Below are 26,103 nucleotides of genomic sequence, written 5' to 3'. Positions count from 1 at the left end.
GGGGCACGACGGGGGAACACGTGACGCACAGACTGATCTTCGTCTGCGAGGCGAACATCTGCCGGTCGCCGCTGATGGAGCTGGTGCTCCGCGCGCAGGGCGGTGCGACCGGATGGCAGGTCTCGAGCGCGGGCAGCCGAGTGGGCACGGCGGGTAATCGCATGTGCGTGACATCCGCCGAGATCGCCGAGGCCTCGGGCGACGCCGAGACACCGATCCTGGCCGCCGGCCACCGCTCGGAGGCCATCGACGCCGAAGCACTGCACACCGCCGATCTGATCCTCACCGCCAGCCGCGCTGAGCGCGCGGCGGTGGCCGCCGCCGCGCCCGAGGCTCGCTCCCGCGCCTTCACCCTGCGCGAGGCGATCCACCTGGGCACCGAGCCCGTCGACCCCCGTGAGTTCGAGATCATCGCCGAGTTCGATGCGGATGCCGCGAACACCACGGGCCTCGCCCGGTACGCCGAGGCACTGCACGCCCGTCGCGGCTTCACCGTTCCGCCGAAGACGAGCCGCACGCTGTTCGGACGGCGCCGCCGGAACCCGTTCGACATCGCCGATGCGCATCACGACTCGGCGCGCGAGCACCGCGCGATGCTGACCTCGACGTCGGCCGAGGTCGCGCAGTTCCTGCGTCAGGCGACGGCGTTCCTCGACTCCGCGGCCGGCTCGCGCTGACGGCGGCGGGCCCGCCCTGACCTCAGCGGTCTGCGGCGAGGTCGCGCAGGAAGCCGGCGACCGCCGTGCGGTACGTCTCCGGCGCGAAACGCTCCTTCGCCCGGTCGCGATCGGCGAGGACCGCCACGCGGAGCTCCGACCAGTCCGCGACGACGCGGGCGAGAGCATCCGCCAGTGCCGCGGCGTCGCCCGGCGCGACGAAAGCCGCCGCGTCGTAGGCTCCCACCGCCTCGCGCAGGCCCGGGATCTCGCTCGCCACGACCGGACGCCCGGCGAGGATGCCCTCCACGGCCGTGTTGCCGAAGGACTCGTCCTGGCGTGACGGCACCACCAGCACGTCGGCCGCGCCGAGCATCGGCCAGACGTCCGACCGGAAACCGTGATGCCGCACGAGGCGGGCGACGCCGAGCTCTTCGGTGCGGCGACGCAGGCTCTCGTCGTACGCCTCATTGCCCTCGAAGACGGCACCGATGAGGTCGAGTTCCGCTTCGATCCCGGCATCGCCGAGGAGCGCTATGGCTTCGACGGCCACGTCGGGCCCCTTGCGGTGCGAGATGCGTCCGACGTAAGCGACGCGCAGACGATCGATCACTGCGCGGGGTTCCGGCACCGAGTCGGGCGAGTCGACTCCGTTGGCGATGAGCGTCGCACGGCGTCCGAGTGCGGGGATCACCGCGGCCACCGTGCGCATCGTGAACTCGCTGTTCACGATGATGCGGTGGGCGGCCAGGTGCGGCGCGTAGAGCACCGTGTTGACGATGCGGGCAGCGGACGCCTCGGCCTCGTGCACGTGCGTGACGGTCGGCACCCTCAGCAGGCGACCGACGAGGGGCCACAGCGGCAGCACGATCGTGCTGACGTACAGCGTCTGCGGCCGCAGGCGACGCGTGATCACGACCGCCGCGACCGAGCCGCGGATCGCGTCGCGCACCGAGCGCAACCAGTTGCGGGGGCGGAGCGCCGACTTCCGCAGAGCGAACGTCGGCGGGAGGAGGACCTCGACCCCGGCGGCCTGGAGTTCTCCGACCAGCGGCCCCTCCGCGGGGAGCGCGACGACGACGCGTTCCCCGGCATCGCGCAGGCCGCGAGCGCTTTCGAGCAGCATCCGGTCGGAACCGAAGAGCTCCCACCCGGCGTGCACGAGCAGATGCGGGCGGCGGGTGTCGGCGGTCACCCGACCATTCTGCACGGCACCGCCCGCGAGCGCGCCCCCACATCCCATCCGCCCGCCGCGTCATGGACGCGGCGGGCGGATTCGGTGGGGTACGGGTCAGCGACCGCTGCCCAGCAGCACCGTGCCGCTGCCGACCCCGAGCAGGGTCGCGGCCGCACCGGTGAGCGGACGGGCGATGCCGACGTCGGCGGCGATGTCGTCCTTCATGCTCGAGAACGGCTCGGCGGTGGTCGTCATCGCATTGCGCCATCCGGAGTTCTTCGCCGAGGCGAGCGCGAGCGGCGTCGAGAACGTCTCGTAGACGTTGCCCGAGCCGCCCCAGGTGACCATCGACGGCCCGCCCTTCGAGCTGCTGAAGAGGTTCCCGTCGATCGTGAGGTTCCACGTGTCGACGGCCCGACCGGTCTTCGTGTCGTGCGCGAAGATCGCCCGGGGGCCGCCGGCGCCGAAGACGTTGTTGCGGATCGTGATGTTGCGCGTGATCCACGTCACCGTCGGATCGGCACCCGAGACGCGCGGGTCGCGACCGACCGTATGCGTCGCCTGACGGCGCTCGTCCTGCATGAGGTTGATGTCGTGCCGGGAGTTGTTGCCGAGGTCGTTGTTCGTGATGAGCACGCCCTCGGAGTCGAAGACCCGGATGCCCTCCTTGTTGTCGAACGTCTGGCTACGAGCGATCGTGACCTTCGACGAGAGCTCGGCATGGATGCCGATCTCGGTGTTGCCGTTCGACGTGACGTCGACGATGTTCACGTCGTAGCAGGACTCGTCGAACCAGGTTCCGCTGCCGACGTTGCGACTCGTGTCGACGTTGGTCATGTCGACCCCGCGCGAGCGCGTGACCTTGATGCCACCGGCGACGGGCGAGCCGTTGAAGCGCTCGGTGTTGTTGTCGGTGATGAGCGAGTCCGACACGGTCGAGTCGTACGCGGTGGTCAGCGACATGCCGAGCAGGCCGTTGCGGCGAATCGTGAGGTTGTCGACCGTCGCGCGGTCGTTGCCCACGAAGAGCCCGATCGTGGCGTTGTCCTCGATGACGAGGTCGCGCAGCGTGACGCCGACGTTGTGCATGCGGATGGTGCCGAGCACGTCGTACGAGGTCGCGTAACGGCGCACGCCGAGACCCTTGAGCTGCGAGTTCGCGGAGCGCACGTTGAACGCCTGGCCGAGATCGCTGGCCCGCACCTGCTTGCCGCTCGGATCCGTCCCGAGGATCAGACGATCGCCGGCGTAGTCGACCGCGAAGGTGCCGGCGGTGACCTGGGATGCCGACGCCACCTGCTTCTGCGCGACGCCGTCGATGAACAGCATGTCGGGGTGGTTCGCCATCGGGTGGTTCGGGTCGACGAACCAGCTCGCGTTGCCGTTGAGCATGTCGTCGTCGAACTCGGCGGTCCAGCCACCGCTCACCCACGCCGATCCGGACTTCGTCCAGGAGGTGACCCGCTTCGAGCCGTCGAACCAGACCGCCTCGCCCGGATAGGCCTGGATGGTCATGGTCTTGTTGAAGGGCACCTCGACGGACTCGTGGTACTCCCCAGCGCGCACGACGATCGTCGAACCGGCGGGCGAGGAGTCGACGGCCTTCTGCACGGTGCGGTACGGCGCCGCGGCGGTGCCGTTCTGCGTGGCCGACGTCGACGATCCGTTGACGAACACGGCACCCTGCGGCACGGCGTACGACGCGGTGCCGACGGGAGCGGAACCGCGGGCCTCGAGACCCGTACCCGGCTGGGGCTCCGGTTCCGGCTGGGGTTCGGGTTCGGGTTCCGGCTGGGGCTCGGGTTCGGGCTGCGGTTCCGGCTCGGGCTGCGGTTCGGGCTGGGGTTCCGGCTCCGGCTCGGTCACGACCTCGCTGCTCAGGGGCCCCGTGGCGACCGTCGCCTCGAGGGCGTCGATCTGCAGGGCGGATGCCGAGGTGCCGCTGCTGGAGGCGTAGCCCCACAACGCGAGTCCGCCGGCGTCGCCGAGCCGGTTCGACGAGGTGTCGGTGGCGGTCAGCTGCGGCGCACCGGGAGTGGTGCCCTTGGGCGTGAGGCGGGCCTCGAACGTGACGGCATCCGTTCCGGTGACGGTCGCGTCGAAGGTGTACCAGTCGTCGCCGAGGATGCTCAGCGGCACCGACACCGACTTCAGCTCGGTGTCCTTGCCGTCCTGGGTGCGCAGCACCGAGAGCTGCACCTGTCCCTTCGCGTCGGTGAGCAGACGCACGCGGTACGACGCCCCATCGCTCTGCACGCGGGCCGTGTAGGCGTAGTAGCCTCGTCCGCCCGTCGACGACAGACGCACGTCGGCGGACAGCCGCACGTCCTGCGCCTGGACGGCGCGCGGGGTGAGGTACGCCGATTCACCCGGCTCGAGCGCGATCGTCGCGGCGCCGTCGGCGACGCTCGCGACTCCAGCGCGCGACGACCAGGACGTGTAGGACTGTCCGTTGTCGGAGCTGCCCCAGCCGGCCGGCGAGGTGCGCTCGAAGTCGTCGGCGAGCAGCACGGTCGGCGCGGCTGCCGTCGCGCTTCGGGCTTCGGGAGCGGGAGCATCCGTGGCCGGGGCATCGACGGGCGCGGGGTCGGGTGGCGCCGGATCGGATGCCGGCGTCTCGCTCGCGCTCGGCTGCGGTTCCGGGGTCGGAGCCGGGGTCTCGGTCGTCGTCGGCTCGGGTGCCGGGGTCTCATCCGCCGAAGCGGGAGCACCGACCAGGCCGAGCAGCAGTGTCACGGCTGCGATCGCAGCGGTGACGCCGGTGGTCGCCAGACGAGGGGAGGGATCGGGATGGTGAGGGTGACGTCGAAGACGCAACAGGGTTCTCCTTGGGGTTTCAGCCCGCGTACACCGCGCCCCTCCAACTTGCCCCCTCCGGGCGAGATGGTGTGCAGTTTCGGTACGCACCGCCTACCCGGAGGGCGACGGCCAGGCGTTAGTGTACACACGCCCGCTGGAAGATCGTTGCGAAAAAGAAATATATCGGAAGTCCGCGGGCCCGGAATCAGGCCGGAGCGGCTGGCGCGGCACTGCGGATGAAGCGCATCTTGCCGCCCACCTGCGGGATGCCGTCGACCCTCTCCACCGTCACCGGCACCAGGCCCTTCGTGGCGAAGCGCAACTTCGCGGCGGCCGCATCGATCCCCACCTGCGCATCGCCCGCATCGCTCGGAATGCACCGGAGCGTCACCGCGTAGTCGGCATCCTGCACGATCTCGAACTGCCGGATCGACAGGGGCGCGTCGTCGAAGATGTGCCCGAGTGCGCCGGCGATCGTCGTGCCGTCCGGCAGGCGCACGGCATCCGACGACCGCCCCGAGATCGCGCCGAGACGGGGCAGACCCCGCCCGCAGGCGCACGTGCCCGGCAGATAGCTGCTGATGTCGCCGAGCCGGTAGCGCACCACCGGGAACACCCGGTTGCTGAGGTCGGTGACGATGACCTCGCCCTCGACGCCGTCGGGCACCGGAGCATCCGATCCGTCGACGATCTCGATCCGTCGCACGTCCGCGAAGACGTGCAGACCGCTCTGGTGACTGCACTCCCCCGCCATCCACGGGATCTCGGCGGAGCGGTAGTGGTCGTAGCAGGGCGCACCGAACGCCGCCTCGATCTCGGCGCGCGTGCCGGGGGTCAGCGGGGCCGCGGTCACGGCGATCACCCGCGGGGAGCGCATCTCCAGCCCCAGTCGCCGCAGGCGTCGCACGGTGTCGAGCACCCCTCCGCCGTACCCGATGAGGAACCGTGGCTTCACCCGATTCCACTCACGGGCGAACTCCGCCACCGCCTCATCGGTGATCTGGAACGCATCGAGCTGCACGCGCCGGGACGGCAACCACCCGAGGTCGTGTCGCACCCGCGCCGCCCCCGTGAGCACGTGCCGCGTGACGATGCCGCGGTCGTCCCACGGGGTGACGCCCCACCACTCGAACAGGCGCCACTCGAGCGCTCGAGCCGGGAAACGCAGATCGCGCAGCAGGTGCAGCGGCAGCCCCGTGCTGCCGCCCGTCTTCGACACCACGCTGGTGCGGTCATCGGCCTCGTCGGTGCGGATGCCGTCGAAGTTCTCGCGCAGCATCGCCTTGTCGACGATCGGCAGCGACGAGAACGACGCGGGGTCGCGCAGATCGTCGTCGGTGAACCCGTGCGACGAGTAGAGCTCGCGGTAGAAGGAGCTGTGCGCGAACGCGAACCGGGCGTGCTCCGCCGACCGGCGCGCACTGATGTCGGCGATCTCCTCGGGGGCGAGCGCATCCATCTGCAGGAACGACCGATAGGCCTCCATGCTCGACCGTCCGCCGATCGCGGTCTTCAGGCGGAACGCCGCCTCGCGGATCACGCGTCCACCCCGCGGGGCTGCACGCCGAGCCAACGACTGCGCAGCGCCGCCCGGTAGGCGGCGGCGTGCGAGGCCCCGGCATCCGCCCATTCGCGCCGCGAGAGATCCGGCCGTTCGTCGGTGATCTTTCGCACGGCACGCAGCGCATCGAGCAGCGCGCGCCCATCGACCTCGCCCTCGTACATCTGCACCCACTCCCCGCCCACCTCGGCGGCGAGCGCCTCGTTCGGCTCGTTGCGCGGCACGAGCACCGGCCGGTCGAGCGACAGGGCGGCGAGCACGCTGCCCGAGTTGTGCATGAAGCGGTACGCGAGCACCACGAGCTCGGATGCCGTGACCAGCTCGACGAGCTCGGCATCGCTGAGGAACGCGAGCTGCAGCGTCACCCCGGGGAGTCCTTCGACGCGCGCGCGCAGGTCGTCGGCCAGCTCCTGCGTCGAGGCCTTGCCGCCGATCGTCATACTGAGATCGTCGTCGTCGCCGCGGGCCTCGGCGTAGGCATCCACGAACCCCGAGACGCCCTTGTAGCGGCGCACGCCACCGAAGGTGCCGAGGCGCCCGCGCACCCGATCGGCCCGGGGCTGCGGCGCGTACCAGTCGCGATAGTGCCCGTGCAGGATGACCGAGCGCGCGGTGCCCTCCGGCAGCAGCGTGGTCTCGTTGAGGACGATCCGGTGATCGGCCTGTTGCTCGATGCGGCGCAGCAGCCACAGCCGAGCGGCGTTGTCGTCGGGAAGCTCGAGGTTGTGCACCGTGCGCACGACGGCGATCCGCCGCGACAGTGAGTGCCGCAGCGACAGCAGCGCGGTGAGCACGTACTTCCCCACCGAGCCCACGGCGCTCCCGCCGTGCAGCTTCACCTCGGGCCAGTGCCAGTGGAAGACGTCGTAGCGACCGAGGATCGCCCCGCGCCACGAGAAGCGGAGGTGATCGACCTCGTCGGACTCGGCGAGCGCACGATCGAGCATCGTGATGTACGGGTTGGTCGTCACGCGCGGCGCCCCGAACGACTGCATGACGCGCACCGGACCGGGGCGCTCAGCCATCGGCCTGCAGACCCTTGATCGAGCGATACCAGCGCAGGGCGGCGAGCGCGAGCAGCAGAGCGTTGATCGCGGCGAGCGCGGTGTAGATCACGACGAATCCCTGCTGCCACCACAGCAGTGCGAACGCGAGGCAGAGGAAGCCGTAATCGCTGGGGATCACCGCGAGCGAATACAGCGGGCCCGACCGCCAGGCCTCGCGCGGGGCCTCCTCGGTGTCGACCGGCGACTGCAGGCGATGGATGCGCCGCAGGAAGTCGGCGGCGATGATGCCGAAGAAGAAGGTGTTCGCGATCGCGGCGAAGGCCAGCGGCACGAGCAGCCACAGGTCGTCGAGATCGTAGAACCGGAACCAACACACCAGCACCGCGAGATGGATCGTCGCGAGCTTGAGCGAGTCGAAGAAGTGGTCGAGCCACTCCCCCGCGAGCGACCCGGTGCCCGTGAGCCGCGCGAGCTGCCCGTCGGCGGAGTCGAGCGCGTAGCCGAGCACGAGCAGCGCCGCCACGAGCACCGACGACCAGACGGTCGGCGCGAGTAGCGCGATGAGCGCCACCCCGCTGAGGGTGCACAGCGCGCTCACGACCGTGACCTGCGACGGCGTCATCCCCCATGCGAAGGCCGTCGCCGCGAGCGGGCGCCCCAACGGCCGGTTCACATAGCGCGAATACGCCGCCGCGCCCTTCGATGATTTCTGCGCCTGTTTCAGACGCAGCATTGCCCCACGAATCTCTGACACGACATCTCCCCAGGTGGCGTCAAATGTAGCCTTCACTATAGCCACAGGTGCCCTCGTACGGGTCCGTGGGTTTCGTGACGATGGGGAGGATGCACGGATGGACGCACGACGGATGCTGGGGATCATCGTCGTCAACTACGCCTCGGCGGACCTTCTCGCCGAGAACCTGACGGCGACCGCCGCGGCGGTGCCGGACGCGCGGATCGTCGTCGTCGACAACCGCTCGACGCCCGAGGAGCGCACGCGGGTCGAGGCGCTGAGCGTCGCGAACGGATGGCGGCTCGTTGCGATGGACGACAACGAGGGCTTCGGCGGCGGAGTGAACGCCGGCGCTGCCGTGGCGTTCGACGAGCTCGGGGTCAGCGACATCCTGCTCCTGAATCCGGATGCGCGGATCGACGGATCCTCGGTCGACGCCCTGGCCGCGGCGACCGCCGAGGGGCCGAGCGTCGCGTCGCCCCGCGTCGAGGACGCCGCGGGGCGTGTGTGGTTCGCCGGGATGGACGTGTACCTCGACGACGGGTCGATGGGCGGCCCCCGTCGACGCCGGGAGCAGGCGGATGCCCGACGCCTCCCCTGGCTCAGCGGCGCCTGCCTGTGGTTCACCCGCGACGCCTGGGATCTCACGGGAGGCTTCGACGACGCGTACTTCCTGTACTGGGAGGACGTCGACATCTCGGTGCGCGCGGCTCGCGCGGGAGCACAGCTGCTCGTCGTCGACGACGCTCTCGCGGTGCACGACGAGGGCGGAACGCATCGCGCGACGGCCCAGCGCCCCGAGGCGAAATCCGAGCTGTACTACTACTACAACATCCGAAATCGGCTGCTCTTCGCGAGCCTGCTGCTCGATGAAACGGATGCCGCGGCGTGGTCGCGCACGGCCTGGCGCAATGCGCGCCAGGTGCTGCTGCGCGGGGGACGCCGGCAGTTCCTCCGCCCGATCGCTCCGCTGCGCGCCGCGTTGCGCGGGGTGCGCGACGGACGACGACTTCTTGCACAGGCTGGTTCGGAGCGGCGGCCCGCGGTCTAAACTCTCCTCACCGGCCACCGTCATCGCGGCGCCGGATGGGGAGACACGGGGAGCAGGGGGTCTGCGATGGACGCAACCGAAGAGACGCAGCCGAATCGTCGGCGCGTGTGGATCACGCTGTCGGCACTGATCGTGGTGATCGCGCTCGCGATCCTCGGGGCGATCTTCGTGCCGCCGCTGCTCGCCGGTACGCCGAGCACCGAGCCCACGGCATCCGCCACTCCCACCACGCCTCCGCGCGACATCGTCGATCCCGATGCCCCGCGGGCGACGCAGACGCCGACGCCCGCGGCGGGCGCGACCGACGAGCCCTTCGCCGAACTCAGCCCGGTCGCCCCCGACCAGACGATCGTCACCGAGGAGGGCATCGAGATCTCGCTGTCGTCGCTGCAGGCGGTCGACGGGCAGGCCACCCTCGCCGGCGAGACGTCGGGGCCCGCGATCCGCGCGACCGTGCGCATCACGAACACCGGTGACGAGCCGCTCGACCTCGAGTACGTCGCCGTCAATGCATACATCGGCGAGGATCGCGCTCCGGCCGGCACGCTCACGCAGCCCGGTGGCGCACCCTTCGAGGGCACCGTCGCACCCGGCGATTCGGCCGAGGGGACGTACCTGTTCACGGTGCCCGAGGCCGACCGCGACGACGTCACCCTGACCGTGGACTACCTCTTCGGCGCCAAGGTCGCCGTGTTCCGCGGAGACCTGCGCTGATCGGCGCACCCGGCATGGGGCGCGCCGAGCAGTACACGACCACCTCGATCGTCGCGGCGGCCGCGGCGGCGGCGACCGCTGTGCGGTACCAGTTCGGGCCCGGAGTGAGCCTGTCGCTGATCGCCGCCGTCGTGCTGCTTCCGGTGTGGTGGCAGGCAGCAGCGAGGTTCCGCTTCGCGCGTCTGCTGCTCGCCCTCGCGGCGATCGCGGCCGTCTGGGGCGGCGTGCTCACCCTGTTCGAGACCATGCGGCCGGTATCGACGAGTCTGCTGCTCGAGCAGACCTTCACGCTGCTGTCGCTCGCCGGCGGCATCGGCGTTCTGCTGTGGGCGCGGACCCAGATCGGTCTCGGCGGAACGGCCGTGGCGTTCGGAGTGGGGGCGCTCGCGAACGTCGTGCTCACCGGAGGGAACTCGGCCAATCTCTGGAAGTACTCGCTCGCGGTCCCGGTCATCATCATCGTGCTCGGGCTCACCGCGGCGAGCGGTCGCAGGTGGCTCGGCCTGCTCGCGCTCGGGGCGCTCGCGGTCGTGTGCCTGGCGTCGGATTCCCGGTCGATGACCTCGTTCCTGCTCTTGGCCGGCGTCATCGTGCTGTGGCAGATGTTCATGCCGCCGGGCACCCGGCGTCCGCGCCCGCTGCAGACGCTCGTGCTGCTCGGGGTGCTGAGTCTCGCGGCGTTCAGTCTGCTGCAGGCACTCATCCTGGAGGGTGCGCTCGGCGACGCGGCCCAGCAACGCACCCAGGCGCAGATCGACACCTCGGGATCGCTCATCGCCGGAGGACGCCCCGAACTCGGCGCGGCGACCGCCCTCGTGGCCGAGCGACCGCAGGGTTTCGGCAGCGGGGTCCTGCCCGTCTCGCACGACGTCTGGATCGCGAAGACCGGCATGAGCGAGCTGAACTACGACCCCGACAACGGCTACGTCGAGGGGTACATGTTCGGCGGGCAGTACGAGGTGCACTCGGTGGTCGGCGACCTGTGGCTGCGCTTCGGCCCGGTCGGAGCGATCTTCGCCGTCGTCCTGATCGGATGCGCGATCTACGCCGTCGCGCGCAGCGTCTCGCTCAAGGCCGCCGCGGGAATCACCGTGTGGTTGGTGCTCCTCGGCGCGTGGGACACGTTCTTCAGTCCGCTGCTGACGTCGTCACGTACGCTGGCGCTGCTCTTCGCGCTCACGGCGATCCCGGTGGCGGGGCTGGCGTCACGTCGCGAATCGGGCGAGGTCAGAGCTCTCCCGGACGCATCGCCTCTTCGTCGATCGCGCGGATGATGCGCAGCGTCGCGGTATCGGGCTTCGGCTCGCCGTTCTGCCCGCGACGTCGCGGCGCGTAGACCACCAGCGAGTGGAACAGGAAGCGGGCGAAGAAGGCGACGATCAGCGAGAGCCCGGTCGCGAGGACGCTCGAGATGTGCCAGCTCTCGACCATCAGCGCCATCACCGGGATGCGCAGCGCCGCCTCGATGCTGTTGAACGCGAACGACGCTGCGAAGCGCTGCCAGACGCCGCGCGCGTTCGTGCGCATGTCGGCGAAGACGAAGCGCTCCTGCAGCAGGAAGTTGCCGATGATCGTGACGACCGCCCCGATGATCGCCGCCCAGATGTACGGCACTCCGGCCGCCGTCAGCAGCCACATGATGGCGAGGTTCGCGACGGCGCCGACCCCGCCGATCAGGGCGAACAGCGACATCTTGCCGAAGCGCAGGCGCGCCAGGTGGGCGATGAACGTGCCTCCCTGCCGCAGGCTCGCCTTCGACGTGCCGTGCCGCCGCTCGGCGAACTCCATCGGCACCTCGGCGATGCGCAGATCGGTGCGCGCGAGGATCTCGAGCAGGATCTTGAATCCCTGCGGTTGAAGGGTCGCCAGGTCGAGCCGGCTCCGGTCGACGAGGAAGAACCCGGTCATCGGATCGGTGCTGCGGGCGAGCCGGATCGGGAACATGGCCCGCGTCAACCAGGTCGCCGCACGCGAGACGCCGAAGCGCACCGCGGTGCCGAGGCCGCTCGTGTCGCCGCCACCGATGTAGCGCGAGGCGGCGACGACATCCGCATCGCCTTCGGCCTGCCGGGCGAGCAGGGCGGGCAGGAGTTCGGGCGGATGCTGCAGGTCGCCGTCCATGACGATGCAGAGATCGGATGCCGCGGCCTCCAGGCCGACCACGACGGCGCCGCCGAGCCCACCGGTGTTCTCGGCGCGATGGATCACGCGTACGGGCAGCGGAGCATCCGCCGCGACCCTCGCCACCTCGTCGGTGGTGTCGTCGCTGCTGTCGTCGACGAAGAGGATCTCGGCGTCGTACCCGACCAGTGCGGCAGCGGTGCGGGCGACGAGCTCGGCGACGTTGTCGCGCTCGTTGAAGGTCGGCACGATGACCGTGACCTTCGCGTCCATGTCGCCCCCTCTGCGCGCGCCGCTGTGCGGCATCTCATCGTGCCACGGGTTCCTATGCGCTCGAAACCTGGGCCCGCCGCGCACAGGGCACCGGATCGGGGGTCGCGCTGTGGCGCGACTGCGGTCTAGACTGACCCCTGCGGCTGTGGGAGTCGCAGGTGGATGGGGATCCGCCTACTGGGGAATCACTGATCTGGGGAGATCATGGGGACGCGTATCGGCTACGCCGCGGGAGCTTTCGACCTGTTCCACGTGGGGCATCTGAACCTTCTGCGCCACGCCAAGCAGCAGTGCGACATTCTGATCGCCGGCGTCGTGAGCGACGAGATGCTGCGCGAGGTGAAGGGCATCGAGCCCGTCATCCCGACGGCGGAGCGCGCGGAGATCGTGCGGCACATCTCGTTCGTCGACGACGTGCACGTCGAGACGACGCCGTCGAAGCTGGACGCTTGGGAGCACGTGCGCTTCACGCACTTCTTCAAGGGCGACGACTGGCGCGGCACCGAGAAGGGTCTGCGGCTCGAGCGGGAGTTCGCGCGCGTCGGCGTCGAGGTCGTGTACTTCCCGTACACCGCGCACACCTCGAGTTCGTCGCTGCGGCGAGCGCTCGACGCGATCACCGCGGGCGCGGCGGCTCCGGCACTCGCGCGGTAGCCGTTCGGTCGGCGACGCGGGTCAGTTCGCGACGCCGAGCAGGCTGCGAGCCATGCGCGCCACGTGAGGCGGCGTGTGGGGCCCGAGCCAGACCGTCCACTGGGCCGGCGGCTCACTGCACGCCCACTCGACGCACCAGGAGTGCACTGCGTTGGCGAGACGCTCACCCTTGGTGTGCGCACGGATGCCGTCACCGCGCACGAGCCAGCGCACCGATACGCCGTCGGGCACGTCGATGTGACGCATCTGGATGCGCGCGGCCGCTTCGAGCAGGATGACGCCGGTCGCGTCCCACGGCAGCCGGGCGGCGATTCCCGCGATCACTCCGGCGTCGGCGGCGTCTCCGGCGACGAGCACGGCGCCCTCGATGTTCTCCCAGTCGGGATCGTCCAGGTGCTCGCTCGCGTTGTTCATGGGTTCGATTATAGGTAAGGCTACCCTTACCGACAACCCCTCTCGGCCCTCTCCCCGCCAGGGCGTTCTACGCTTGTCCCATGACTTCTCCTGCTGAATCCACCATCACGATGTTCGGCGCCGACTGGTGCCGCGACTGCATCCGCACCAAGAAGCAGCTCGACGACCTGGGCGTCGAGTACACCTACGTCGATCTCGTCGCCGACCCCTCGGGTGCCGACGTCGCGAAGGACATCTCGGGCCGCACGAACATCCCGGTCGTGCTCTACCCGGATTCCTCGCACCACGTCGAGCCGTCGAACGCCGACGTCGAGGCGAAGCTGCGCGAGCTCGCCCTCATCTGAGTCGGCGCAGGGCAAGGCCCTTCGACAGGCTCAGGGACCCAGACTCTTGAGACTGGGACCCAGATTCTCGAGACTGGGTCGCTGAGCCTGTCGAAGCGTCCCCCACGCAGCGACGAGACGAAGAGCCGCCGCTACACTGGCGCGATGAGCACAGAGGCTCGGCCCGAACGAGCATCCGTCCGCCTGTCCGCGCGCACGATCGTGCTGTACGCGATCGGTTCCGTCGGCACCGGCGGCTACGCCACGCTGCCCGGGCTGGTGCTGACGTACTTCCTCACCGACAACCTCGGCGTCGCCGCGCTGGCCGCCGGGGTCATCGTGACCGCGGCCAAGATCTGGGACGTCGTGATCGACCCGCTGATCGGCGCCGCGTCCGACCGCCAACTCGCCCGCACCGGTTCGCGTCGCGGATTCATGGTGCTCGGCGCCCTCACGCTCCCCGTCTTCTTCGCGCTGACGTTCGCGGTGCCGCCGTCGTGGGGGCCGATCGCCGGTGCGGTGTGCGTGCTGCTCGCGTTCCTCGGCACGGCCACCGCGTTCAGCCTGTTCCAGGTGCCGTACGTGGCACTGCCCGCCGAACTCACCGACGGATACGACGAGCGCACACGACTGCTCGGTTGGCGGGTCGTGGTGCTGACGGCATCCATCCTTCTGTTCGGCGCGGGCGGTCCTTCACTGCGAAAGGCCGGGGACGATCCCGTTCTCGGGTACCTGCTCATGGGCATCGTCGCCGGTCTCGCGATCGGCATCGGCATGCTCGTCGCGACGCGAACGGCGGATGCCGCGGCCGCCCGCCGCGCCGGCGATGAAGCGGCGACAGCCCCGGCCGCCGGCATCCGCGAGCAGTATGCCTCGGGAGTACGGGCGCTGCGCCGCAGCCAGCCCTTCCGCGCACTGCTGGGAACGTTCCTGCTGCAGGCGCTCGCCACCGGCACGATGCTCGCCGGCGCGCAGTACGTGGCGACCTGGGTGCTGCGCTCGGAGGATGCCGTGACGTTCGTCTTCGTCGCGCTCGTCGGTCCCGCTCTCGTCGCGACGCCCGCCTGGACGGCCATCGCCCGGCGGGTGGGCAAGGAGCGCGCGTTCGGGATCGCGAGCGTGATGTTCACCCTCGCGGCGGCATCCCTCACGATCGCGATCTGGACGCCCGGCGCCTGGATCTACGCCTCCGTCGCCGTGGCCGGGATCGCTTACGCGGGATTGCAGTCGCTGCCGATGGCGATGCTGCCCGACGTCATCTCGCACGACGAGCGCACCCACGGCAGCGGACGCGCCGGCACGTTCACGGGCGTCTGGACCGCCGGCGAGACCGTCGGCTTCGCCCTCGGCGCCACGACGGTATCGCTCACGCTCGCCCTGACCGGATACGTCTCGACGGTCGCGGGCGCAGCCGTCGAGCAGCCGGATGCCGCGATCACCGGCATCGTCGTCAGCTTCAGCATCCTTCCCGCACTCATCATGTTCGCGAGCCTGCTGCCCCTGCGCCGCTACCGCCTGCGCCGCCACGACATCGACACCTGACCTCTGGCCTTCGAATCGCTCACTTTGCACTTCTGCCTGCCAGAAAACGACGAAGTGAGCGATTCGAAGCGGGCATAAGCTGGGATCCCGTTCGAAGGAGCCGCCTGTGACCTCCACGCCCGTCGCCACGACCACACCCGAGATCGGCGAAAACGAGCGCTCTCGACTCGACACGGCGATCGACGATCTGCAGACGGGCACCCGCGTGTGGTCGGCGCTCACCGTCGCGCAGCGGGTGACGCTGCTGCGCCAGGTGCGTACGAGCGTCGCCGCGACCGCCGAGGATTGGGCGACGACCGCCGCGGCGACGAAGGGGCTCGACGCGCGGCATCCGCTCCGTGGCGAGGAATGGTTGAGCGGTCCCTACGGCGTGCTCGGCGCCCTCGACGCCTACATCGAGACGCTCTCTCGGATCGCGCGCGGCGCCAACCCGCTCGACGGCGTCACGATCGACCGCGCCCCCGGCGGACGCACGCGCGTGCAGGCATTCCCGCTCACCGGCATCGACCGATTCCTGCTGTCGGGCTTCAGCGGGGAGGTCTGGCTCGAACCCGGCACGACGCCGCGCGCCGCCCGCGCCGCCGCCGGCCTCGGCCAGCGCACCCCGACCCTCTCCGGCGGCGTGGGGCTCGTACTCGGCGCCGGCAACATCACCTCCATCCCGGTGCTCGACGTGCTCTACGAGCTGCTCGCATCGAACCGCACCGCGCTGCTGAAGGTGAACCCGACGCAGGACCCGCTCGTGCCGATCTACAAGCGTGCTCTCGCCCCGCTCATCGAACCGGGCTTCCTGCGTATCGTGCGCGGCGGGCCGGCGGTCGGCGCGTATCTCACATCGCATCCCGACCTCTCCCACGTGCACATCACCGGGTCCGCGGCGACGTTCGACGCGATCGTCTGGGGGCCGAAGACCGCCCGCGGCGGTCGCCGCAAGAAGCCGTCGATGTCGAAGCCGATCACGGCCGAGCTCGGCGGGGTCTCGCCGATCATCGTCGTACCCGGCGCGTGGTCGGACGCCGATCTGCGTTACCAGGCCGAGCACGTCGCGACGATGCGCCTGCAGAACAGCGGCCACAACTGCATCGCCGGGCAGGTCGTGATCCTGTCGGAGGACTGGGATCAGGCGGATGCCTTCCGCGCCGCGCTCCGTCGGGCGTACGCGAGTGCGCCCGAGCGTCCCACCTGGTACCCGGGGTCTACGAACCGCATGCACCAGGCATCCGATTCGTACCCCGACGCGCTCGTCCTCGGCGACCGACTGCTCGTCGAGATCGACGGCGACGACGACGCGTCGGCCCTGCAGACCACCGAGTACTTCGCTCCGGTGCTCGGCGTCGTGAGTGTCGCCGGGACGGGGCAGGAGTTCCTCGACGCGGCGGTCGCCTACGCGAATGACGAGCTGCAGGGCACGCTCGGCGCGAACCTCATCATCGACCCGGCGACCGAGAAGTCGCTCGGCACCGCGTTCGAGCGGGCGATCACCGCGCTCCGGTACGGGTCGATCGCGATCAACGGCTGGACCGGCTTCGCGTTTATCACGCCGACCCTCACCTGGGGCGCGTTCCCCGGAAGCACGATCGACGATGTCGGCAGCGGGATCGGCGTGGTGCACAACGCCCTGCTGCTGGATCGCGTCGAACGATCGGTGCTGCGCGGCCCGTTCCGGCCGTTCCCGCGTGCCGTCGGTGGGTCCCTGGGCTTGTCGAAGGGCGGGGGCGGGCTCTTCACGATCCTGCCCACGCCCCCATGGTTCGTGACCTCCCGCACCGGCGCCGAGGTGAGTGAAGGACTCACGCGCTTCCGGGTGAACGGCTCGATTCCCGGCCTCGTGAAGACGCTGATGGCGGCACTGCGCGCCTGACCGCGTGCGCGACCTGCTCGGTCGCTCGGATCAGGGCTCGAGGTCGTCGACCGAACGGGTGAACGCCTCTCCGCAGACGCCGAGACCCTCGCTGTAACCGAGCGCGAACCAGTACTGCCGCTGCTCGCTCGACCCGTGCGTCCAACTCTCCGGGTTCTGGAAGCCCGAGATCTCCTGGATGTGATCGTCGCCGACGACGAAGGCGGCGTTCAGCGCGTCTTCGAGCTCGGCCTCGGTGGGCTTGACGAGATACGGGACGCCATCGGCATCCGTCTGCTCGGTCATGCGGCCGATCCAGGCGCCGGCGTAGCAATCGGCCTGCAGCTCCATCCGCACGCCGTTGGTGCCGGGGCCGGTGCCGTTGTTCGGATACCGGTCCATGGTTCCGACGATGTTCTGGATGTGGTGGCCCCACTCGTGACCCACGATGTAGAGCTGGGCGAGGTTGCCGGCGGATGCTCCGAACTGCTGCTGCATGAGGTCGAAGAACGTGGGGTCGACGTAGACGCCCTGCTCGGGTGGACAGTAGAACGGCCCGACGGCGTTCGAAGCCGTGCCGCACTGCGTCGGCGTCGACCCGTCGACCACCGTGAGCGTCGGCTCGACGTACCCCTCGACGTTCTCGGTCCAGAACGCGTCGAGCGCGACCTGCGCGCCGGCCATGCGGCAGTCGACGTCGGCGTTCGCCTGTGCCCCTGTGTCGCAGTTCTCGATCACCGACTCACCCGACCCCGAACCGCCGGACGACGTGCCCCCGCCGAGAAGTCCGGTGAGGTCGATCCCCAGCAGCGGTCCCGCGATCAGGGCGATGATGCCGAGCACACCGACACCCGCCCCGCCCGCGATCGCGGCATTGCGGCCGCGGCGGCGGGTGGTGTTCGTCGACAGGTCGGCGTCGGGATTGAACGTCATGGCTCCGAGGGTACTCCGCCCCTCGGACGGTCGTAGGCTCGGGGTATGACCACGACGATCACCATCACGGGCGCGGGCGGACAGATCGGTTACGCGCTGCTGTTCCGCATCGCGGCGGGAGACATGCTCGGGCCGGACGAGAAGGTGCGGCTACGGCTGCTGGAGATCCCGCAGGGCCTCGGCGCGGCGGAGGGCGCGGCGCTGGAATTGCAGGACGGTGCGTTCGGCCTGCTCGAGCACGTCGAGGTCACCGATGACCCTGCGGTCGGCTTCGAGGGCGCCGACCTCGCCCTGCTCGTGGGAGCGCGCCCGCGCGGACCCGGCATGGAGCGGGGCGACCTCCTGGCCGCCAACGGCGGTATCTTCGGGCCGCAGGGAGCCGCGATCGCCGCGAACGCGGCGCCCGGAGTTCGCGTGACCGTGGTCGGCAACCCCGCGAACACCAATGCGCTGATCGCTGCGGCATCCGCCGACGGCGTGCCCGCCGAGCGCTTCACGGCTCTGACCCGCCTCGACGAGAATCGCGCCAGAGCGCAGTTCGCGCAGACGCTGGGCGTGCCCGTGTCGACCGTGGCCCGCCTGCCGATCTGGGGCAACCACTCCGCCACGCAGTTCCCGGACGTCTCGCACGCGACCGTGGCCGGGAAGCCGGCGGCGGATGCTCTGGCCGCGATCGTCGGTGACGTACCGACGTGGCTCGACGAGACGTTCATCCCACGGGTCGCGAAGCGAGGCGCCGAGATCATCCAGGTGCGCGGGTCGTCGTCGGTCGCCTCGGCGGCGAGCGCGACGATCGACCACGTGCGCGACTGGGTGCACGGCACGGAGGACTGGACGTCGGCGGGCGTCGTCTCGCACGGCGAGTACGGAGTGCCCGCGGGACTGATCTCGTCGTTCCCGGTGCGCTCGGTCGACGGCGAGTGGCAGATCGTGGAGGGTCTCGACATCGGTGAGGATGCTCGGCGACGTATCGACGCGTCGGTCGCCGAACTCGTCGAGGAGCGCGACGCGGTGCGCGCGCTCGGTCTGATCTGACCGACTTCTCCGGCACGAGTGTGTGGATAAGTCAGTTTTCCACTGTCCCCGCACGAAGACATTTAGACGACATATGGTTACTGGACTGACGACGCTCCACGGAGCAGAATGGACCGGTGACCTTGTCTCCTGACACGATCGGAATGATCATCGCCCTCTTCGCCTTCACGGCGACGGTGCTGAGCGGCGTCGGCGCGATGCTCGCCCATCAGACGAAGCGCATGGACTCGCGATTCGGGCGGATGGAAGAAAGCGTAGACGCCCGCTTCGACCAGATGAACGCTCAGACGAACGCCCGGTTCGACCAGGTCGACGCCCGACTCGACCGGGTCGACGCCCGACTCGACCGGGTCGACACCCGGATCGACCGGGTGGAGGAGCGCCTCCTCGCCGTCGAGCACGAACTGGTCGACGTGAAGATCACGATCGCCCGGCTCGAAGGGCCTCCGCGCCGCCTGCAGCAGTTGTGACCGGCATCCGCTTCATCACCGGATTCGATACGGATCCGGCCGCCGACAGGGCAGAATGGGTTCCGGAGGTGCGCCCATGAGCGATACGACAGACCGGACCACCGGCACGGCGTCCGTCGGTGACGCGCTCACGAGCCCACTGCACCTGCCGCACGCCGCGGCCGAGTGTCCCAAGTGCTTCACCGAACTCCAGCAGAACCGCGACTTCTGGCTCGCGCGCCCCGACGGCTCGCGTCTGGTCGGCTTGGTCGTCGCCCGCGAGGGCATGCCGCCCGTCGTGCAGCAGCGCGACGACCTCACCCGCTTCGGGGTTCCGATCGAGGGCTTCCGTCACCCCGCCCCCGACATCCTCGAGAGCTGGGGCGATCGTCTCGCGCGGCTGATCGACACCCTGCACAAGGGCGACGTGCTCGTCGTCGCCAACACGCACGCGCTCGGCCGCGACGGCGAAGAGGAGTCGCGCACGGTCGCCGAACTCCGACGCCGCGGCATCATCGTCAAGGTGCTCAACCACGACGCGCGCCACTTGGCCGACGTCGCGCGCTGAGTCAGCGCTCCGTCAGTCGCCCTCGTCGTCGGTCCGCGCGCGCAGCGACTCGTCGTCGAGCAGCGGAAGGTCGGCACGAGTGACGACCTGCGACGTTACGGCGTACTCCACCAGTCGCGCTCGACGGTTCGTGGCGTTCTTACCCGCACCGCCGCGAAGCCCCTGGACGCCCATGCGATCGAGCTTCTCGCAGACGTTGTCGAGCTTGCGATTGAACTTGCTGATGGTCCATCCGAGACGTTTCGCCGCGGCACTCGACGACGGGATCTCGTTCATGCTCACGCCCTCGCGGCGCAGCATCGGCTCGGCCAGCGCGACCATGAGCTGCTTCTGCAGCGGCGTGAAGCTGGCGGGCATCACCGTCGTCTCTCCGCTCAGCGACATCTCGACCTGACGGGAGACCTCGTACGGGGCCTGCTCGGTGTGCAGGCTCAGCTCATAGGTGATGGGGCCCGCGGTGAACACGACGACCGTGTTCTCGAAGACCAGCGGCATCCGCGCGCCCGGTGACAACCACGACTGGACCGCACCCCCCGCGCTCGACACGGTCGCCGCGAGGCGCACACCGACGTTCGCGAGCCACCACAGCCCGTCGCGATAGCGCAGGTCGAGGAAGTGCCGGTGCAGGTAGAGGTTGTCGTCGATCTCGAGATCGCCCTCACGTCCGATGACGAAGGGGCGGTCGTGCGGGAGCTCATGCCACTCCCCCGCGAACTCGAGCCGAAGCGGCGGCGGCGTCGCCACCTCCGTCGACCCGTCGACATCCGGCTCGGCCGCTGCATTCACTTCCGTCATGTTCCGTAACCCCCTGGCACACATCCTGCCATGCAGGCGGCCACCCGCGCTCCGGAGTCAGCTACGAGGTGCGTCTCCGGGGACGAAGTAACGCGCCGGCGAGAGTCCCGTGCGCACGATCGCCTCGCCACCCGCATCGAGGAACTGGTCCATGGTCGCGACGCTGATCGACCCGGACGGGTCCGCGAGGATCACGTTGTCGACGACCGGCAGAAGCGTGGCGGTGCCCTGGGGCCATGCCGCGAACGTGGTGGTCACGCCCGTCTCGAGCACACGGATCTTCGCCTCGGCGATGTGCACGTCGGGACGCTGCAGCACGACGGTCTGCGCCTCGTACGCCCGCACGCTGAACAGCCGCAGCACACGCTCGAAACGCAGGGCGAGCGCCGGCAGCGCCTCGCGCCACGGGAACGGCGTCCATGCGCCGTCGACGCGCACGATCGGGTGCGCGCTCACGAGCGGCCCACCCGCTTCGAAGAGTTCCTCGGCGAGATCGAGGGCGCGTGCGACAGCTCCCTCATCCTCCGCGCCGACGATGACGACCCGCGAACGCGAGAACACGAAGACGACCGGAGCACCGGCGAGGGCGCTGTCGTCGATCGCGGTCGGATCGAGGAGCAGGGCGGATGCCGTCGACTCGTCGTCGATGACGATCACGCCGCCGTCGGCCGAGGGCTGCGCCGCAGAGGAGCCGACGGCATCCGCCACGACCTCCCGGAAGGGACGGGCCAGGTCCTCGGCCTGCCCCTGCGTGACGGCGGCACCATCGGCATCGAGCCCGATGAAGATCTCGCCGCCCACGTACTCGACCCGCGGGTGCGCATCACCCGGAGCCGTCAGCGACAGCACCCCGAGCTCGCTGGCGCCGTAGACCCGTGGCACCGCGCTCACGATCAGGTTCCCGACCGCATCCGTCATACTTCCTGCTCTCTTCTCGAAACCTCAGCCCAGACTAACCGGCGCTGTGTCACCGGCCGTCGGCGGCATCCACCGCATCGGCCCACGACCAACCCAGGTCCCCCGTGTGCAGGTCGGTTGCAGTCGCCTCGTCGCGCGCGGCGTCATCCCATACCCAGGACCGGGGCACCACCTGCACGCCGATCAACGTCTTGGGCGCGGGAATCGGAGCTCCGTAGACGACGAGAACCACGGCACGGTCGCCGAACGCCCACCAATCGGCGCGCCGGGCACCGGTTCGCGCGAGCTCATGTGCGTAGGAGCCGCGCGGCGACGACAGGTCGATGCCGATCTGGTTACCGTGACGGTAGCGGCACGCGCCGCCGATCTCGGTCCACAGCGCATTCGCCCGGCGAGAGATCTCCTGCTGTTCGAACGGGGAGGCCTCGGATTCCGGCGACTCCCACGACAGTGGAACGATGCTCGCCTCACCGCGCCGGAGCACCGGGATCCCTGAGACCGCGCGAGCATCACCGGCGCCGGCGCCGGCCGCGCTTTCGTCGATCCATGATTCGATCGCCGCGATCACGGACTCACCGGTCGCGTCGACGACGGCTCCCGTCGCGATCGCTTTCGGCGTCAGCGCGCGATCCTCGTGCGCACTCATTTCAGCGTGAAGCTCTCGTGGCTACCGGGCCAGCGCGATTGATCGAGCACGCCGTCGCCGTTGTTCCAGCCGGTGGCGTCGCTCGGGATGTCGATGACCGCCTCGGGCACGCCCGTCGGCAGGTAGCCGCCCGGGATCCAGTGCGCGTTCGCACCGCCCTCGTTTCCGTCGGGAAGACGGAGGTTGGTGAGCTCGGACGGATCGAAGTGACGGATCTCGACGGGCAGCGGGTTCCCGGCAGCGTCGAGGTAGTAGTCCGCATCCATCCCGAGGCGCAGGGCGAGCTGGGTCGCGTCGCCGCCGGTCTCGTCGAGGATAGTCTGCAGCTCGGAGGTCGGGAACACGAACGTCATGTCGCGGTTGCCCGGACCCCAGTTCTGGATGTCGCCCGTGATGTAGATGCGGCTCGCTCCGTCGCTGAAGCGGTCGAGGTGCTGGTCGATGTACGACTGGTCGAGATACTCCGACGGGTGCGGGCGGTTGCCGTGACCGGCGTCGACGACCGCGTTCGGCGTCGGGCCGTTCGTGTTCCACCCGTTGCGCAGCGGCGCGGGGACCTCGGTCGCATCGAGATCGTTCACGCCGGACGTGTTGCGATTCTGCTTCTGCCCGTGCTTGCGGAACATCTCCGCGAGCTGACGCACGTGGATGGGCATCCCGTCGAGCGAATCCTTGACGGATCGGATCACCGGTTTCATGCTCATGGTCAGTCTCCTCCGATGTTGAGGCTGGCGAGATCGGACATCAGTCGCTCGGTGAGCGACTCGACATCGGATGCGTGCATCTCCATCTCGCCCTGTGCCTGCTCGAGCGCCTGCAGATCGGCGTAGAACTCGTCCGGGTCGCCGGCGACGGCCTCGACGATCGGCGAGTCCAGCGCGGCCATGATGACGGCGGGGAGCTCCTGGGCGAGCGGCTCGATGACCATCGGCAGCACCTGGTTGAGCACCTGCTCGACGGCGATGTCGACCGCCGCGTTCAGCAGCTTCTTCTTGATGATCAGCATCGGCCCGGCACCCACTGCGGTGACCGGGTTGGTGAGCATTCCGACGAGGGCGATCAGCGTCGTCGAGACGTCGACGATCACCTTCATCTTGAGCGCGAACACGGCATCCGCGGCGATGTCGACCCCGGTGGGGACCGGCCCCAGGATGTCGAGCAGCTTCTGCAGGTTCTGCGAGCGGTTCTGGTTCCACGCCCCCACGTAGGCGGGACCGGCCTGGCCGCGCATCGCGGCGGCGAGATCGCCGTTGACCTTGCGGTCCATGACCTGGATCTTGTTCTCGAGGTCATCGCGGAAGACCCGCACCATCCCCGATCCGCGACGAAGTTCGTCTTCGTCGATATCGGGCCAGTCGAATCCGAGCTTCTCCATCACCCAGACCAGCTCGTTCGGCAACATCATTCCCACGGTGCACCCTCCTGACGAAAACTCTATTCGGCCGAGCGGTATACCCGCGACGGGGAGAACTACCCGGATATGCCCCGGCTAGTCCGGCACGACCGCCCACTGCACGACGCCGGCGGTCAGCGGGGCGATCGCGCCGGTGCGCGGAGCGATCCCCGTGACGTCCTTGTCGATGATCGTCAGACGCGGGTTGACGGCGAGCGGCAGAGCGACGGATGCCTGCACGATCGACGCCTCGATCCGGGCGAGCACGTCTCGGGCCTCATAGACGTCGGTGGTGACGGCCAGCTGTGCGATGAGCTCGTCCCGCGCACGGTCGGCGTTGCCGGTGACGGATGCTTCGCCCCCTGTGCCCCACTGCGCGGCGATGTCCGCCGGCGTCTGCGGCACGGGGACGCGGGCGATGACCGCATTCCAGTTGCCCTGCGCGAGCGCAGTGTCGAAGTCGTCAGCGCCGCAGTCGACCAGGCTCCACCCGGTCTCGGCCACGGCATCCCTCATCGCGGCGAACGCCCCCGTCGCGAACTCGCTGCCGCGGTCGTAGAGCACGCACACGGGCGTGCCCGCGCCGACGCCGGCCGCGTCGCGTTCGGCGGCGGCGTCGTTGCCCGCGTACGCGAGCGCGTCGGCGAAGCCCGAGTCCTCCGCGACGATGTCGTAGGCGCGCGACCCCGGCGCCGCCAGCATCGACGTCGTGCCCGTGTACGCGGCCGAGGCCCATTCGCCGCCGCCACCGGCGACCACGGCGGTCGGCTGGACCGCGCGCAGGAACGCCGTGCGGACGGGCTGCTGCGCGAACGCGGCATCCGTCTTCAGCAGCACGGCCCAGACGGTGCCGTCGTGAGAGGTGTCGATCGTGAAGTCCTGGCGCTCGAGCTCGTGGATCGGCTCGCGATTCGCCGCGGTCGGAGCGACCTGCACCACGTCGAGCGCGTCGCCGACGGCGGTGACCGGGTCGCCATCGGGCGCAGCGAGCTCGATGCGTGCGACCTGAGGGGTCACCGGACCGCGGTAGTCCGCATTCGGCACGAGGGTGACGCTCCGCCCGCCCGCGCCGATGTCTTCGATGCGGAAGGGCCCGCTCGACAGCAGCAGGTCGGCGTCGATGTCGTCGGCGTCGGTGACGTCGAACCCGCCGTTCCAGACGCCGCCGATCGCGGCGAGGGCCTCCTGGTCGTCGTCCTGCACTGCGCGCAAGACGGCCTGCTTGGCTTCCATGGCGTCGTCGATGCCGAGCGCACGCTGCCCCACGACGTGCGCGGGAACCGGTACGGTGACCGCCGACTGCCAGTCGATGTCGGGCTCCGCGAACGTCACCTCGATCGCGCGCGCGAACTCGTCGACCTCCGTGATCTCGGCTGGGGCATCGGAGGTGTCGTCTGCGACCTCGTCGTCAGCGGGGAAGAGCCCGGATGCTCCCGCCCAGCCGAGCACGAGATCGGCGGCGTCGAGAGGGATGCCGTCGGACCACGCCGGTTCGGCGAGGTCGTAGCGCACGGTGAAGGGGTCGTCGCTGACGATAGTGACCGTGCCGAAGCCCTCGTCGGGGACGAACTCGCCGTCGATGATCGAACCGAAACCACCACGGGTGGCCGCCGCAATGTCGGTGTTGCCGACGGTGGGCGACGCCGACGCGTTCGTCGAGGTCAGTTCACCGGTCCATCCGGCGGCGATCACCGTATCCGGTACCACCGTCTCGGGCATCGCGGGCGCACAGGCCGCGAGCCCGAGCACAAGTACCACAACGGATGCCGCGGCCGCGCGACGTCGAGCCCCCATCTCGCGCGTCACGCCAGATCGGCGCCGTCGCCGCTCTCTTCGGCGAGGGCGCGGAAAGGCTCGCTCTCCTCGCTCTCGAGCCACGCCCGCGCGTGCTCGAGCAGCACGGCCGGGGAGTCCTCGGCCTCCTGTGCGGTCGCGAACGGCCCGATCGTGTCTTCGGAGGGGCGTTCATCCGCTCGCTCGACCGACTGCGTCGAGAGGTTGTACCAGTAGGGCTGCGATCCGCTCATCGGTGTGCTCCGCTCATGGTCCTGATTCTATGCGCCGCGCAGAATGCGTCGCAGGCGCGAGCGGAGGTCATGGGCCGGGTTCGGCGAACGGGCCCATGACCTCCGGAGTTCGGGCGGGCTCAGCCGCCGGCGAGCTCCGAGTCCTTGTCGCGGATCGAGTCCGCCATACGGTCCAGCGCCTGCGCCATGTCGTTGACGGCCTCCGCCGCGTCGTCGAGAGACGCGGTCAGCTCGCCGTACGCCGTCGAGTACGCCTCCGACGCGTTCTCCGTCTTGAAACCGTCCTGCACGAGGTCGTCGATGACGCCCTGCAGCTCCTTCAGCGTGTCGGTCACCGTGCTGCGACCATCGCGCAGACGCGCCGCCGCACTCTCCATCTCGCTGTACGTTGCCCCGAAATCATGTCCGGCCATGAGAAACCGCCTCCCCATCGATCATCTTCAGGCCGTATCGGCCTCTTGGTACGAGCGTACG

General features: G+C 69.7%; 27 protein-coding genes. 11 read left to right on the top strand and 16 right to left on the bottom strand.

Annotated features, from left to right (window positions below; genetic code table 11):
- Positions 1 to 20 precede the first annotated feature (20 nt).
- Positions 21 to 677 (top strand): low molecular weight phosphatase family protein, encoded by a 657-nt coding sequence (locus ACFY9N_RS02505; RefSeq protein ID WP_391476696.1) that lies wholly within the window; start codon positions 21 to 23, stop codon positions 675 to 677.
- A gap of 22 nt (positions 678 to 699) precedes the next feature.
- Here ACFY9N_RS02505 and ACFY9N_RS02500 read toward each other — a convergent pair whose 3' ends face one another.
- The 5 genes from ACFY9N_RS02500 to ACFY9N_RS02480 all read right to left on the bottom strand — a co-directional run bounded on the left by ACFY9N_RS02500 (position 700) and on the right by ACFY9N_RS02480 (position 7,933).
- The gene (locus tag ACFY9N_RS02500) at positions 700 to 1,851 is read right to left on the bottom strand and encodes a glycosyltransferase (protein ID WP_391476695.1); all 1,152 of its coding nucleotides are present in this window, start codon (positions 1,849 to 1,851) and stop codon (positions 700 to 702) included.
- 96 nt (positions 1,852 to 1,947) lie between these two features.
- Positions 1,948 to 4,569 carry a right-handed parallel beta-helix repeat-containing protein gene (locus ACFY9N_RS02495; protein WP_391476694.1) on the bottom strand — a complete coding sequence of 874 codons (2,622 nt, stop codon included), beginning with the start codon at positions 4,567 to 4,569 and terminating at the stop codon, positions 1,948 to 1,950.
- 268 nt (positions 4,570 to 4,837) lie between these two features.
- Positions 4,838 to 6,172 (bottom strand): phenylacetate--CoA ligase family protein, encoded by a 1,335-nt coding sequence (locus ACFY9N_RS02490; RefSeq protein ID WP_391476693.1) that lies wholly within the window; start codon positions 6,170 to 6,172, stop codon positions 4,838 to 4,840.
- A complete protein-coding gene (locus tag ACFY9N_RS02485) occupies positions 6,169 to 7,218 on the bottom strand; it encodes a glycosyl transferase (protein WP_391476692.1) in 1,050 nt (349 codons plus the stop codon). Before ACFY9N_RS02485 ends, ACFY9N_RS02490 begins: the two co-directional genes overlap by 4 nt.
- Complete coding sequence (locus ACFY9N_RS02480) at positions 7,211 to 7,933, bottom strand: CDP-alcohol phosphatidyltransferase family protein (protein ID WP_391476691.1); 723 nt, start codon at positions 7,931 to 7,933, stop codon at positions 7,211 to 7,213. Before ACFY9N_RS02480 ends, ACFY9N_RS02485 begins: the two co-directional genes overlap by 8 nt.
- Before the next feature lie 118 nt (positions 7,934 to 8,051).
- On the opposite strand from ACFY9N_RS02480, the gene ACFY9N_RS02475 reads away from it, so the two are divergent.
- The 3 genes from ACFY9N_RS02475 (at position 8,052) to ACFY9N_RS02465 (ending at position 10,972) form a co-directional block, all read left to right on the top strand.
- Positions 8,052 to 8,984, top strand: a complete 933-nt coding sequence (locus ACFY9N_RS02475; RefSeq protein ID WP_391476690.1) for a glycosyltransferase family 2 protein — start codon at positions 8,052 to 8,054, stop codon at positions 8,982 to 8,984.
- A gap of 66 nt (positions 8,985 to 9,050) precedes the next feature.
- Positions 9,051 to 9,698, top strand: a complete 648-nt coding sequence (locus ACFY9N_RS02470) for a DUF4232 domain-containing protein (protein WP_391476689.1) — start codon at positions 9,051 to 9,053, stop codon at positions 9,696 to 9,698.
- Positions 9,699 to 9,712: 14 nt separating this feature from the next.
- Complete coding sequence (locus ACFY9N_RS02465) at positions 9,713 to 10,972, top strand: hypothetical protein (RefSeq protein WP_391476688.1); 1,260 nt, start codon at positions 9,713 to 9,715, stop codon at positions 10,970 to 10,972.
- Here the strand turns inward: ACFY9N_RS02465 and ACFY9N_RS02460 are convergent.
- Positions 10,926 to 12,092 carry a glycosyltransferase gene (locus ACFY9N_RS02460; protein ID WP_391476687.1) on the bottom strand — a complete coding sequence of 389 codons (1,167 nt, stop codon included), beginning with the start codon at positions 12,090 to 12,092 and terminating at the stop codon, positions 10,926 to 10,928. The genes ACFY9N_RS02465 and ACFY9N_RS02460 overlap by 47 nt on opposite strands.
- Positions 12,093 to 12,296: 204 nt before the next feature.
- Here ACFY9N_RS02460 and ACFY9N_RS02455 point away from each other — a divergent pair, with 204 nt between their 5' ends.
- Entirely contained in the window at positions 12,297 to 12,746 is a 450-nt protein-coding gene (locus tag ACFY9N_RS02455) for an adenylyltransferase/cytidyltransferase family protein (RefSeq protein WP_391476686.1), read from the top strand.
- A gap of 21 nt (positions 12,747 to 12,767) precedes the next feature.
- Here the strand turns inward: ACFY9N_RS02455 and ACFY9N_RS02450 are convergent, their stop codons facing one another.
- The gene (locus ACFY9N_RS02450) at positions 12,768 to 13,160 is read right to left on the bottom strand and encodes an SIP domain-containing protein (protein WP_391476685.1); all 393 of its coding nucleotides are present in this window, start codon (positions 13,158 to 13,160) and stop codon (positions 12,768 to 12,770) included.
- An 80-nt stretch (positions 13,161 to 13,240) separates the two neighbouring features.
- On the opposite strand from ACFY9N_RS02450, the gene ACFY9N_RS02445 reads away from it, so the two are divergent.
- The 3 genes from ACFY9N_RS02445 to ACFY9N_RS02435 all read left to right on the top strand — a co-directional run bounded on the left by ACFY9N_RS02445 (position 13,241) and on the right by ACFY9N_RS02435 (position 16,886).
- Positions 13,241 to 13,504, top strand: a complete 264-nt coding sequence (locus ACFY9N_RS02445; protein ID WP_391476684.1) for a glutaredoxin domain-containing protein — start codon at positions 13,241 to 13,243, stop codon at positions 13,502 to 13,504.
- Between the two features lie 144 nt (positions 13,505 to 13,648).
- Positions 13,649 to 15,025, top strand: coding sequence for an MFS transporter (locus ACFY9N_RS02440; RefSeq protein WP_391476683.1), 1,377 nt, complete (start codon positions 13,649 to 13,651; stop codon positions 15,023 to 15,025).
- 106 nt (positions 15,026 to 15,131) lie between these two features.
- Positions 15,132 to 16,886, top strand: a complete 1,755-nt coding sequence (locus ACFY9N_RS02435) for an aldehyde dehydrogenase family protein (protein WP_391476682.1) — start codon at positions 15,132 to 15,134, stop codon at positions 16,884 to 16,886.
- Positions 16,887 to 16,916: 30 nt separating this feature from the next.
- Here the strand turns inward: ACFY9N_RS02435 and ACFY9N_RS02430 are convergent, their stop codons facing one another.
- Entirely contained in the window at positions 16,917 to 17,798 is an 882-nt protein-coding gene (locus tag ACFY9N_RS02430; protein WP_391476681.1) for a neutral zinc metallopeptidase, read from the bottom strand.
- A 45-nt stretch (positions 17,799 to 17,843) separates the two neighbouring features.
- Between ACFY9N_RS02430 and ACFY9N_RS02425 the strand changes: the two genes are divergently transcribed.
- The 3 genes from ACFY9N_RS02425 (at position 17,844) to ACFY9N_RS02415 (ending at position 19,850) form a co-directional block, all read left to right on the top strand.
- Positions 17,844 to 18,833 (top strand): malate dehydrogenase, encoded by a 990-nt coding sequence (locus ACFY9N_RS02425; RefSeq protein ID WP_391476680.1) that lies wholly within the window; start codon positions 17,844 to 17,846, stop codon positions 18,831 to 18,833.
- Positions 18,834 to 18,949: 116 nt separating this feature from the next.
- A complete protein-coding gene (locus ACFY9N_RS02420; protein WP_391476679.1) occupies positions 18,950 to 19,303 on the top strand; it encodes a response regulator in 354 nt (117 codons plus the stop codon).
- A gap of 76 nt (positions 19,304 to 19,379) precedes the next feature.
- The gene (locus ACFY9N_RS02415; RefSeq protein WP_391476678.1) at positions 19,380 to 19,850 is read left to right on the top strand and encodes a recombinase family protein; all 471 of its coding nucleotides are present in this window, start codon (positions 19,380 to 19,382) and stop codon (positions 19,848 to 19,850) included.
- Positions 19,851 to 19,862: 12 nt separating this feature from the next.
- On the opposite strand, the gene ACFY9N_RS02410 is transcribed toward ACFY9N_RS02415, so the two are convergent.
- From ACFY9N_RS02410 to ACFY9N_RS02375, 8 genes are all read right to left on the bottom strand, one after another.
- On the bottom strand, positions 19,863 to 20,645 hold the full coding sequence (locus ACFY9N_RS02410) for a hypothetical protein (RefSeq protein ID WP_391476677.1): 783 nt from the start codon (positions 20,643 to 20,645) through the stop codon (positions 19,863 to 19,865).
- A 57-nt stretch (positions 20,646 to 20,702) separates the two neighbouring features.
- A complete protein-coding gene (locus ACFY9N_RS02405; protein WP_391476676.1) occupies positions 20,703 to 21,563 on the bottom strand; it encodes a hypothetical protein in 861 nt (286 codons plus the stop codon).
- 49 nt (positions 21,564 to 21,612) lie between these two features.
- Positions 21,613 to 22,209: a hypothetical protein gene (locus ACFY9N_RS02400; protein WP_391476675.1), complete on the bottom strand. Its 597-nt coding sequence runs from the start codon at positions 22,207 to 22,209 to the stop codon at positions 21,613 to 21,615.
- Positions 22,206 to 22,913, bottom strand: a complete 708-nt coding sequence (locus ACFY9N_RS02395) for a hypothetical protein (protein ID WP_391476674.1) — start codon at positions 22,911 to 22,913, stop codon at positions 22,206 to 22,208. The genes ACFY9N_RS02400 and ACFY9N_RS02395 overlap by 4 nt, the downstream gene beginning before the upstream one ends.
- A gap of 2 nt (positions 22,914 to 22,915) precedes the next feature.
- Positions 22,916 to 23,614 carry a hypothetical protein gene (locus tag ACFY9N_RS02390; protein ID WP_391478437.1) on the bottom strand — a complete coding sequence of 233 codons (699 nt, stop codon included), beginning with the start codon at positions 23,612 to 23,614 and terminating at the stop codon, positions 22,916 to 22,918.
- Between the two features lie 84 nt (positions 23,615 to 23,698).
- The gene (locus tag ACFY9N_RS02385; protein WP_391476673.1) at positions 23,699 to 25,408 is read right to left on the bottom strand and encodes an ABC transporter substrate-binding protein; all 1,710 of its coding nucleotides are present in this window, start codon (positions 25,406 to 25,408) and stop codon (positions 23,699 to 23,701) included.
- Complete coding sequence (locus ACFY9N_RS02380; RefSeq protein ID WP_391476672.1) at positions 25,405 to 25,629, bottom strand: hypothetical protein; 225 nt, start codon at positions 25,627 to 25,629, stop codon at positions 25,405 to 25,407. The genes ACFY9N_RS02385 and ACFY9N_RS02380 overlap by 4 nt, the downstream gene beginning before the upstream one ends.
- A gap of 119 nt (positions 25,630 to 25,748) precedes the next feature.
- Positions 25,749 to 26,042, bottom strand: a complete 294-nt coding sequence (locus ACFY9N_RS02375; RefSeq protein WP_391476668.1) for a WXG100 family type VII secretion target — start codon at positions 26,040 to 26,042, stop codon at positions 25,749 to 25,751.
- Between the last annotated feature and the right edge of the window lie 61 nt (positions 26,043 to 26,103).

It is taken from the genome of Microbacterium sp. NPDC008134 (assembly GCF_042957055.1).
Lineage (GTDB): Bacteria > Actinomycetota > Actinomycetes > Actinomycetales > Microbacteriaceae > Microbacterium.
The sequence above is the reverse complement of the archived record's forward strand: the minus strand, read 5'-3'. Positions and strand labels throughout refer to the sequence as shown.